Here is a 9,718-nt window from a genome sequence, read left to right as displayed (position 1 = left end):
GTCAAAGCTCCCAAAAACGCCTGCCATCTGATCCATGCTGTCAAAAGAAACGTCTATATTCGTTTGATTCTCCGCCAAACTGTTTGTCCTCCAACTATGTTTATCCATACTACCGCTAGGATAACATAGTAATCATACCATATTTTTCCTAAAACCACCAATAAAAAAACGAGCCAATCATAAACGACCGGCTCGTTTCATTTCTTTGTTTAGTGTTTTCTTTTCCTGGCAGCCTCAGCTTTTTTCTTTCTCTTTACGCTGGGTTTTTCATAATGCTCACGTTTCCTGATTTCAGCCAGAACTCCGGCTCTTGCACATTTGCGCTTAAATCTCCGAAGTGCACTTTCCAGTGTTTCGTTTTCGCCTACGCGTATCTCAGACATTATCTCCCCTCCTCCCGTACTCTGTCCCTGTCTCAAAAACAAGAACTGGGAGTTATTTCATACCCCTGTATTATAGTAAAAACCGGCCCTTATGTCAACAGCTATTTCAAAGGCCTCAAAACAAACCTCAGTACAAGCCCCGCCAATTTACCGAAAATCTTAGTCAGCATAACGCGCAATGTCCTTATGTCTATATCCTGTCCGTCAGACAGCATCTCGAACCGTTCCCCGAACATCCGGAAGCGCAGACTCGTTTGTACAAACCCGTTGCGCATATAAAACGCTTTGCGTCTTTCCCTTTGTTCTAAGTTTGGCGCGTCACTCGTCACAAGTTCGATATCCAAAAACAAGTGCTTATCGCCGATCCGTTCTTTTAACAGCCCGAGCGCACGGCTTCCATAACCGCCTCCCCTGCATTTTTCATCGATCGCAAAGTAATTCAGCAAGACCTTGTCGTTATGGCTTGCAACGACCATCATACCAATAAATTCGTTGTCATCCGTCAAAGATAAAAATTCCAGATACCCTTTTTCTTTTCGGCGCAGCAGCGCATCAAAAGGCATCTGTTCGTTTTTTGGAAAAGCATACCCGTAAAGCTCCCTGAATACCGGAATATGCTCTTTTGGCGTATTGATCAGCTCCATCTGTTTTCCTTTTCTCAGCCCGGCGGCCATTGCAGGCTGCGTCCGCCGAGAAGGTGCATGTGCAAATGCGCTACGGTCTGTCCACCGTCCCTGCCCGTATTGAATACAAGACGAAAACCGTCTTTTTCGAATCCTTTTTCTTTGGCGAGCTTTTGCGCCGCCTGCATCATCTTGTCAACATATTCAAAATCCTTTCCCGTCACATCCATGATGCTTTCAAAATGTTTTTTGGGAATGATCAGTATATGCTCGGGCGCCTGCGGCTCGATATCGTAAAACGCATACACCATGTCGTCTTCGTACACTTTGTTCGACGGAATCTCTCCCCCGATGATCTTACAAAACAAGCAATCTTTCATTTCGATCCTCTCCGTTCTCCATATAATATGCCGTCCTCATATCGGCTCAGCAAAACTTTTTCAAGCGTCCCCGGGACTCCCTGTGCACGCACGCGCAAATAGCGGTCTGTATACCCTTCTGCGCAACCGTCCACGTTCTGTTCAAGCAGCACTTCCTGTACTGTGCCCAAAAACTGCGCGGTATATTCTTTTTCCATGCCCTTTGCAAGATCGATCAGCCTGTTCGCGCGTTCCCTGCGCAATTGCATCGGAACGGAACCGTCCATGCCCGCCGCTGGCGTCCCTTCCCGCTCGGAATACGGGAACACGTGGATGCGCGAGAATCCTATCCGCTCAACAAACTGCAGCGTTTCTTCAAAATCTTCTTCCGTTTCCCCCGGAAACCCAGTAATCACGTCCGTCGTCACAGCAGGGTTTTGATATATTTCCCTGATATTTTCAATATATTGCGCAAACTGCTCCGCGCTGTATTTGCGGTTCATACGCGCAAGGACACTGTCACATCCGCTTTGCAGCGAAACATGGAAGTGCGGGCATATTTTTTCCAGTCCATGCAGCTCCTCAAGAAACGGTTTTTCGAGGATATGCGGCTCGAGCGACCCCAGTCGGATACGCCCAATCCCCTCGACCCCGTTTAAGTCGCGCAGCATGCCGATCAGCGATTCCCCGTTCTCCTGCCCATAAGAAGAAATATGGATGCCCGTTAACACGATTTCTTTCACGCCCGCTTTGACCAGTGCACACGCTTCCTGCACTATGCTTTTCCTTGCACGCGAACGCACGCGCCCACGTACATACGGGATGATACAATAGCTGCAAAAATTGTTGCACCCTTCCTGTATCTTGATATAACCTCGCTCAAGCTCTCCGCTTGTACGTACGCTCAGTTCTTCAAAGGCTTCCCCGCTGTCGATCTCACGCACGCCGCAGGCCTTCCCCCCGCCGCTAAGGCATGCATCGATCACCGCAACAATATTTTTCCTGTCCTCCGTACCGACCACCGCGCTTACACCTTCCATGGCGGCGATCCCCTCGCTGTCGCGCTGCGAAAGGCATCCACACACACAAATGACCGCGCGCGGGTGCTTGCTGTGGATGCGACGGATCATATTCCGTGATTTTTTATCCGCCATATTGGTGACCGTACATGTATTGATCAGGTATACATCCGCTTCTTCTTCAAAAGAGACCTGTTCAAATCCGGCATCCAAAAGCAGCTCCATCATGGCATTGGTATCGTACTGGTTGACCTTGCATCCCAGCGTGTACGCCGCGACCCTCACGACTTTCCCTCCATCAGGTGATAGCCGATCATTGCCGCTGCCGCAAGCCCTGCCGTCTCAGAGCGCAGGATCAGCCTTCCAAGGCTGCACACCTTTGCGCCTGCCTCTTGCAGCATCAGCACTTCCGATGCGGCAAAGCCCCCCTCCGGCCCGATGACCACATAGATATCCGCTGCATTTGGGTGTTCTTCCAGCACTTGCCTGATCTGTGTTTTCTTTTCGTCCTCATAAGCGAGCAGCACGAGCCCCTCTGCTTCTTTGAGCCGTGCCGCCAAGGCTTTGCCTGTCAAAATGTCATCTACCTTTGGCACGCGCGATCGTCCGCACTGCTTTGCCGCCTCGAGGGCGATCCTGCGCTCGCGCTCCACAAGCTTCGCGGCAGATTTTTCGTCCGGACGCTTGACGCAGCGGTCGCTTAAAAAAGGCAGAAAGCCGTAAGCGCCCATCTCCGTGCATTTTTGCACCACATAATCCAGATGGTCGCTTTTGATGACCGCCTGACAGATGTGGATACGCACGCGCGGTTCGTTCTCCGCTTCGCTGCTACTAAGAACCTCGATCTCTACCGCTTCTGCTGTGACCGCTGTGATTCTGCCTGTATAATCGACGCCGCTGCCGTCAAAGAGGATCAGTTCGTCTCCCTCTTCCATGCGCAACACGCGCGCCATATGCTTTGCTTCCTGTCCTGTTACCGTGACTGTATCGCCCGCCACCTGCTGCGTGAAAAAACGTCTCATCCCCTGTACTTGCAGGCGATCGCCCGCCACTCTCCATCCTGTATGATCTGAATGACCTTATACCCTTCCGCTTCGATGGATTTGCGCACGTCTTCCAAACGCGTGTCGATGATGCCCGAACAGATATACATACCGCCCACCTTCATATATTGCTTTGCAACGCTGTTTAGGCTGATCACCACGTCTGCAATGATATTCGCCACAACGATATCCGCTTTTTCTTCCTGCGGAACCTGTGCAAGAAGATCGGACTTGTGCACATCGATCACATCCCCGCAGCCATTGAGCGCCGCGTTTTGCCCGGTGACCTGCACAGCGACGGGGTCTAAGTCGAGCGCATATATCTTTTTGGCGTCAAGCTTTGCCGCGGCGACGGAAAGTATCCCGCTGCCACAACCCGCATCGATGACCGTCATGCCCGGCTCCATATATTCTTCCAGCAAATGCACGCACATACGCGTTGTTTCGTGGTTGCCCGTTCCAAACGCCATGCCCGGATCGATCTCGATGACGATCTCGTCCTTTTTCGCTTCATAATCTTCCCATGTTGGTTTGATCACAAAAAAATCGGAGATCTTGACCGGCTTGAAATACGCTTTCCACGCGTTTTCCCAGTCCTGCTCGTGTACTACACCTGTCGTCACCTCGAGCGTGCCAAGCGGCAATCCCAGATCCATGCCCCGCACGTCGCCGATGCGGCGGCGAATATCCTCAAGAACGGTTTCTTCGTTTCCGTCACAGGGAAAGAATGCCGCCACACAAAACGGCACTTTTTTCAAAACCTCGTCGCTCAGATAATCCCACGGCAGTCCGCCTTTTGCACAATTTTCATTGTCGCCTTCGATCGACACACCATGCGCACCCGCTTCCATCAGCAGCGCCGTAACGATCTCCTCTGCTTCCTTTTGCGTAAAAACGCTGATCTTCAACCAATCCATGCTGTAACGTTCTCCTAAAAATTTTCGTTGTTCCTATTATACCAATAAATCCGCTTTAAATGCAAATATATGGCACTTTATTCTCTTGCACAAAAGGGCGAAACACCGACAGATTACGGCAACAAAAAAGACCCTGCCAAAGGACAGAGTCTTGATTGGTTGTAGCGGTTGCGGATGATTACATCATCGCGCCCACCATTGTGCCTACCAGCGCAGCAGCCAGAATGATGCCGACGATGATCGAAACGATCGCCAGGATCGTGATGATCATACCGATGATCTTACCTGCTTTTGCCTGTCCGTCAGCCGGATTGGCTTTGACCGCTTTTGCACCCATGACCCATGCAATGATCGCAAGGATCAGTCCCACAAAACCCAAGAACGAAACTGTAGGGATGAACGAGAGCCCAGTACATATTGCCGCTATGATTCCGAGAATTAATGCTGTCATAAAAGTATTCCTCCTGTTTCATTTTAGTCACATATGTGACTAAGCAAATTATACCCAAATTTCATGAAAATGTCAACTGTGAAGGCACAATATGTTACGTTTTTTTAATGTTAAGCCACAACAGCTTCTGCTAATAAAAAAAGAGGAATCTCTATGGATTCCCCTTCCTTTAAAATGCATCTTTGGGTTTTATAAACTCTGTTCCTTTGTCCTTGGATTTTATTTTATCCTCAAAGTCGCGTAATACTTTCTTTTGTTTTTCATTCAGCTTTTTGGGAATATGCACGTTCGCACGCACATAAAGATCGCCTGTCCTGTTGCTGTTTAAGTATTTGACGCCCTTGCCCTTTAAACGGAACACCGTTCCCGGCTGCGTCCCCGGCTCCACCTTATAGCGCACCTTGCCATCCAACACCGGCACTTCGATGTCGTCCCCGAGAGCCGCCTGCATCATGCTGATGTTCATGTCAAGGTACAGGTCATACCCCAAACGTTCAAACAACTTGTGCGGTTTCACGGAGATCACGATCTGTAAATCCCCCGCCGGGCCGCCATGTTTTCCGACGTTTCCTTCCCCGCGCATGGTAAGCACCTGTCCATTGTCGATACCCGCGGGGATATTGACCATAATCGTGCGCTGCTTCTGCTTGGTTGCTTTTCCCTTACAGTCCTCACACGGCTCGTCCACGATCGTGCCTTCGCCGCCGCACGTTGGACATGTCTGTACATTCACAAAATTTCCAAACATCGTCTGCTGCTGCACGCGCTGCTGTCCCGTTCCGTTACACGTCGGACAGGTACGCCGGTCTGTGCCCGGCTTCGCGCCTGTGCCGCTGCATGTATCGCACTTTTCCAGACGGTTGATGGTGATCTCTTCCTGCAAGCCGTTTGCCGCCTGTTCAAAGCTGATGCGCATATTTACACGGATATCGTTGCCACGCTGCGGGCCGCCCCGCTGCTGACGCATGCCGCCTCCAAAAATATTGTCAAAAATATCTCCAAAGCCGCCGAAGCCTTCAAATCCGCCAAAGCCGCCCTGTCCCTGACCGTAACCGCCCGCGCCCATATCCGCCGTACCAAACGTATCGTACTGCTGGCGCTTCTGGTCGTCGCTTAAGATCTGGTACGCCTCGTTCACTTCTTTGAATTTGTGTGCCGCGTTCTCGTCACCCTTGTTCATGTCTGGATGATATTGTTTTGCCAGTTTCCTGTATGCACTTTTGATTTCGTCTGCGCTGGCGCTCTTTTCTACGCCCAGCGTTTCATAATAGTCCTTAGCCAAGTGTCATATACCTCTCCCAAAGATTCCCAACCTCCGAAAAGCCAAAGCGTATCGCTCTGGCTTTTTTGGAAGTTTCATTTATATTGCCGATTAGTCTTTCTTTTCGTCGTCCTTTTGGTCCTCGTCCACGACTTCGTAATCCGCATCAACGACGTTGTCGTCCTGCTTCGCGCCGCCATTCGGATCGTAGTTCGGATCGAATCCTGCGCCCTGTCCGCCTGCCGCCGCATTCGGATCGCCGCCCGCCTGCTGATAAATCTTGCCAAACGTCTCAAACGAAACGCTCTGCAGCTTCTCCGTCGCGGATTTGATCTGCTCAATATCCGTCGTCTTCAGCGCTTCCTTTGTTGCCGCGACTTCATCTTCGATCTTCTTTTTGTCGTCCGCAGCCACTTTGTCGCCTAAGTCTTTTAATGTCTTTTCCGTCTGGTATACAAGCGAATCTGCGTTGTTGCGCGCTTCTACCTCGGCCTTGCGATCCTTATCTTCCTGCGCGAACTGCTCCGCTTCTTTGACCGCCTTATCGATATCTTCATCAGAAAGATTCGTGGAAGCAGTGATCGTGATTTTCTGTTCCTTGCCCGTACCCATATCCTTTGCCGATACATTTACAATACCGTTTGCATCGATGTCGAACGTGACCTCGATCTGCGGCACACCACGCGGCGCGGGCGCAATACCTGTCAGCTGGAATTTGCCAAGCGTCTTGTTATAAGCCGCCATTTCACGTTCGCCCTGCAATACGTGAATCTCTACGCTCGTCTGTCCGTCTGCCGCCGTAGAGAATACCTGGCTTTTCTTTGCCGGGATCGTCGTGTTCCTGTCGATCAGCTTTGTAGATACACCGCCCATCGTCTCAATACCCAGCGAAAGCGGTGTAACGTCTAACAGCAGTACATCTTTGACTTCGCCGCCCAGAACGCCCGCCTGGATCGCCGCGCCCATCGCGACGCATTCGTCCGGATTGATTCCCTTAAACGGATCTTGCCCTGTGATTCTCTTTACCATGTCCTGTACCGCCGGGATACGGGACGAACCACCCACCAGCAATACTTTATCAATTTCAGAGCTCTGAATTCCTGCGTCTTTGATCGCGTTTGCCGTCGGCCCTTCCGTCTCTTTTACGAGGTCAGCCGTCAGCTCGTCGAATTTCGCCCTCGTCAGGTTGAGGTCAAAATGCTTGGGGCCGGACGCATCCGCCGTGATGAACGGCAGGTTGATGTTCGTCTGCATCACGCCTGACAACTCGATCTTTGCTTTTTCCGCCGCTTCTTTCAAGCGCTGCAGCGCGATCTTATCTGCCCCCAGGTCGATGCCGTCGCTCTTTTTGAATTCCGCTACCATCCACTTCACGATCTTATCATCAAAGTCGTCGCCGCCCAAACGGTTGTTGCCGCTTGTCGCCAAAACCTCGATCACGCCGTCGCCGATCTCTAAGATGGATACGTCGAACGTACCGCCGCCTAAGTCATAGACCAGAATCTTCTGGCTGTGGTCTTTTTCAAGTCCGTACGCGAGCGCTGCTGCCGTCGGCTCGTTGACGATACGCAGAACTTCCAGTCCCGCGATCCTGCCCGAGTCCTTTGTCGCCTGACGCTGCGCGTCCGAGAAATACGCTGGCACCGTGATAACGGCCTGCGTCACTGTCTCCCCCAGATACGCTTCCGCATCCGCTTTCAGCTTCTGCAAAATCATCGCTGATATTTCCTGCGGCGAATACGTCTTGCCGTCGATCGTCACTTTTTTGTCCGTACCCATGTCACGCTTAATAGACATAACGGTATGGTCAGGGTTCGTGACTGCCTGACGCTTTGCTACCTGCCCGACGAGTCGTTCGCCTGTATTAGAGAATGCCACAACCGAAGCTGTAGTCCTTCCGCCTTCCGCGTTGGGGATAACGACGGCTTCGCCGCCTTCCATGACCGCAACACAGGAGTTTGTCGTTCCCAGATCGATCCCAATTACTTTACCCATTTATTTCGTCCTCCTAAATATGATTTCCATTTTTTTCAATTTATCGCAAAACGCTGTAAGCGCTTTACTTTGCCACTTTTACCATCGAATGCCGCAGCACCCTGCCCTTGAGAATATATCCCTTTTGCAGCACCTCCACGATGCTGTTGGGCTCACGCCCATCTTCTTCCACCTGCATGACCGCATTGTGGAACGCCGGATCGAATTGCCCGTCCGCTTTGATCTCCTCAACGCCCAAATTTTTGAGCGCTTCGCATATTTGGCGCATAATCATGCCCACGCCCTCGACAAACGCTTTGTCTTCACATTCCACCGCCAGCGCACGCTCAAAATTATCGATCACGGGCAGCATCGCCGTCGCCGCGTCAGCCACGCCGTTCTGGTAAGAATTCGCGGATAAGTCCGCATTGCGCTTTTTATAGTTCTCAAAGTCCGCCCGCTCCCGGATCAGGGCGTTTACATATTCGTCCCGTTCCGCTTCCAGCGTCTTTATCTGTTCGTCAAACTTTTCATCCTGCTCTACAGTCTCCTCACATGCCGGCTCTGCCGCGTCCTGCTGCTGTAGGTCTGGTTCCTGCTTTGTTTCTTCCTGTTTCGTTGCCTGTTTATGCTTTTTTTGTGTCAATTTTCTGTACCTGCCTTATTTATTTCTTATCGTCTGTTTCCAGCAAACACGATAGAATATCGCTCAAACTCATCCCCACGTAATTGAGGACGGAAAGCACGCGCGCATAGTCCATGCGCGTCGGCCCGATCACGCCGAACGAACCGATCTGTTCCCCGCCGACCTTGTATGTCGCGGTCACGATGCTCATGTCCTTAAAATCGTCGTACGGGTTCTCCTTTCCGATCCGGATAGAGAACTCAAGGTCCGTCGCGTTTGACATCACCTGATACATCATATCCTTCGTTTCCAAAAGCTGCAAAAAATGCTGCGCCTTGTTGACGTCCTTATACTCCGGATAATTAAAAATATTCTGCGCCCCGCCAAACACCAGTTCCTTTTTTTCGCGGTTCACGTTGATCGCGTCAAGCACCTCGCCCATCACGGAACGCTGTTCTAGCAGTGCATCCATACACGACCCCTTTATGATCTCCTCCGCTTCCTTAAGCGAAGCGTTGTGCACCCTGTCCGTCAGCATATTGGACAGCATCTCCAGTTGGCGCGCATCCATCGCAACGGGGATCGTGATCATCTTATCCTGCACAAGCCCGTTGTCCGTCACCAAAATGAGCAACGCCTTTGTTTCCGTGATCCCTACGATCTGGATGCGGCGCAGCTTCACACTTTCCATATTCGGTGCCGTCACCATGGAAATGTGCTTGGTCGCATCAGAAAGCGCCTTGGCCGCCGAGTTCAGCACCTCGCCGATCTCACCGATCCGCGTATCAAAATAATTGCGGATGAAGATCGCCTCGTCCTTGGTGATATCGCCAATGTGCATCAGCCTGTCCACATAAAGACGGTACGCCATATCGCTGGGCGTACGCCCTGCCGATGTATGCGGCTGGTACAAAAAGCCCATTTCTTCCAGATCGGCCATCTCGTTGCGGATCGTCGCCGGGCTATAATCTAAGTCCGGTTTTTTGGAAAGTGTGCGCGAACCGACAGGAATGCCCGTATCGATGTAATCGTCGATAATTGCTCTTAAAATTCTCAGTTTTCT

The 9,718-nt window shown here is 51.3% G+C and carries 11 protein-coding genes; all 11 read right to left on the bottom strand.

Features of this window, described 5'->3' with window-relative positions:
- Positions 1-209: 209 nt before the first annotated feature.
- Positions 210-383, bottom strand: coding sequence for a 30S ribosomal protein S21 (gene rpsU, locus VB081_RS06520; RefSeq protein WP_046444557.1), 174 nt, complete (start codon positions 381-383; stop codon positions 210-212).
- A gap of 101 nt (positions 384-484) precedes the next feature.
- Entirely contained in the window at positions 485-1,057 is a 573-nt protein-coding gene (locus VB081_RS06515) for a GNAT family N-acetyltransferase (RefSeq protein WP_323400022.1), read from the bottom strand.
- Positions 1,042-1,386 (bottom strand): histidine triad nucleotide-binding protein, encoded by a 345-nt coding sequence (locus VB081_RS06510; RefSeq protein WP_323400021.1) that lies wholly within the window; start codon positions 1,384-1,386, stop codon positions 1,042-1,044. Before VB081_RS06510 ends, VB081_RS06515 begins: the two co-directional genes overlap by 16 nt.
- A complete protein-coding gene (gene mtaB, locus VB081_RS06505; protein WP_323400020.1) occupies positions 1,383-2,669 on the bottom strand; it encodes a tRNA (N(6)-L-threonylcarbamoyladenosine(37)-C(2))-methylthiotransferase MtaB in 1,287 nt (428 codons plus the stop codon). Before mtaB ends, VB081_RS06510 begins: the two co-directional genes overlap by 4 nt.
- Positions 2,666-3,406 (bottom strand): 16S rRNA (uracil(1498)-N(3))-methyltransferase, encoded by a 741-nt coding sequence (locus VB081_RS06500; RefSeq protein ID WP_323400019.1) that lies wholly within the window; start codon positions 3,404-3,406, stop codon positions 2,666-2,668. Before VB081_RS06500 ends, mtaB begins: the two co-directional genes overlap by 4 nt.
- Entirely contained in the window at positions 3,403-4,344 is a 942-nt protein-coding gene (gene prmA / locus VB081_RS06495; RefSeq protein WP_323400018.1) for a 50S ribosomal protein L11 methyltransferase, read from the bottom strand. The genes VB081_RS06500 and prmA overlap by 4 nt, the downstream gene beginning before the upstream one ends.
- A gap of 178 nt (positions 4,345-4,522) precedes the next feature.
- Positions 4,523-4,795, bottom strand: a complete 273-nt coding sequence (locus tag VB081_RS06490; protein ID WP_323400017.1) for a hypothetical protein — start codon at positions 4,793-4,795, stop codon at positions 4,523-4,525.
- A gap of 169 nt (positions 4,796-4,964) precedes the next feature.
- Complete coding sequence (gene dnaJ, locus VB081_RS06485; RefSeq protein ID WP_323400016.1) at positions 4,965-6,077, bottom strand: molecular chaperone DnaJ; 1,113 nt, start codon at positions 6,075-6,077, stop codon at positions 4,965-4,967.
- 90 nt (positions 6,078-6,167) lie between these two features.
- Positions 6,168-8,051 (bottom strand): molecular chaperone DnaK, encoded by a 1,884-nt coding sequence (gene dnaK / locus VB081_RS06480; RefSeq protein ID WP_323400015.1) that lies wholly within the window; start codon positions 8,049-8,051, stop codon positions 6,168-6,170.
- A 64-nt stretch (positions 8,052-8,115) separates the two neighbouring features.
- Positions 8,116-8,676, bottom strand: a complete 561-nt coding sequence (grpE, locus tag VB081_RS06475) for a nucleotide exchange factor GrpE (RefSeq protein WP_323400014.1) — start codon at positions 8,674-8,676, stop codon at positions 8,116-8,118.
- A gap of 19 nt (positions 8,677-8,695) precedes the next feature.
- Positions 8,696-9,718, bottom strand: a 1,023-nt coding sequence (hrcA, locus tag VB081_RS06470) for a heat-inducible transcriptional repressor HrcA (RefSeq protein WP_323400013.1), incomplete at its 5' end; no start/stop codon positions are given.

This window comes from Christensenella sp., from assembly GCF_034927525.1.
Taxonomy (GTDB): Bacteria; Bacillota; Clostridia; order Christensenellales; family Christensenellaceae; genus Christensenella.
The sequence above is the reverse complement of the archived record's forward strand: the minus strand, read 5'-3'. Positions and strand labels throughout refer to the sequence as shown.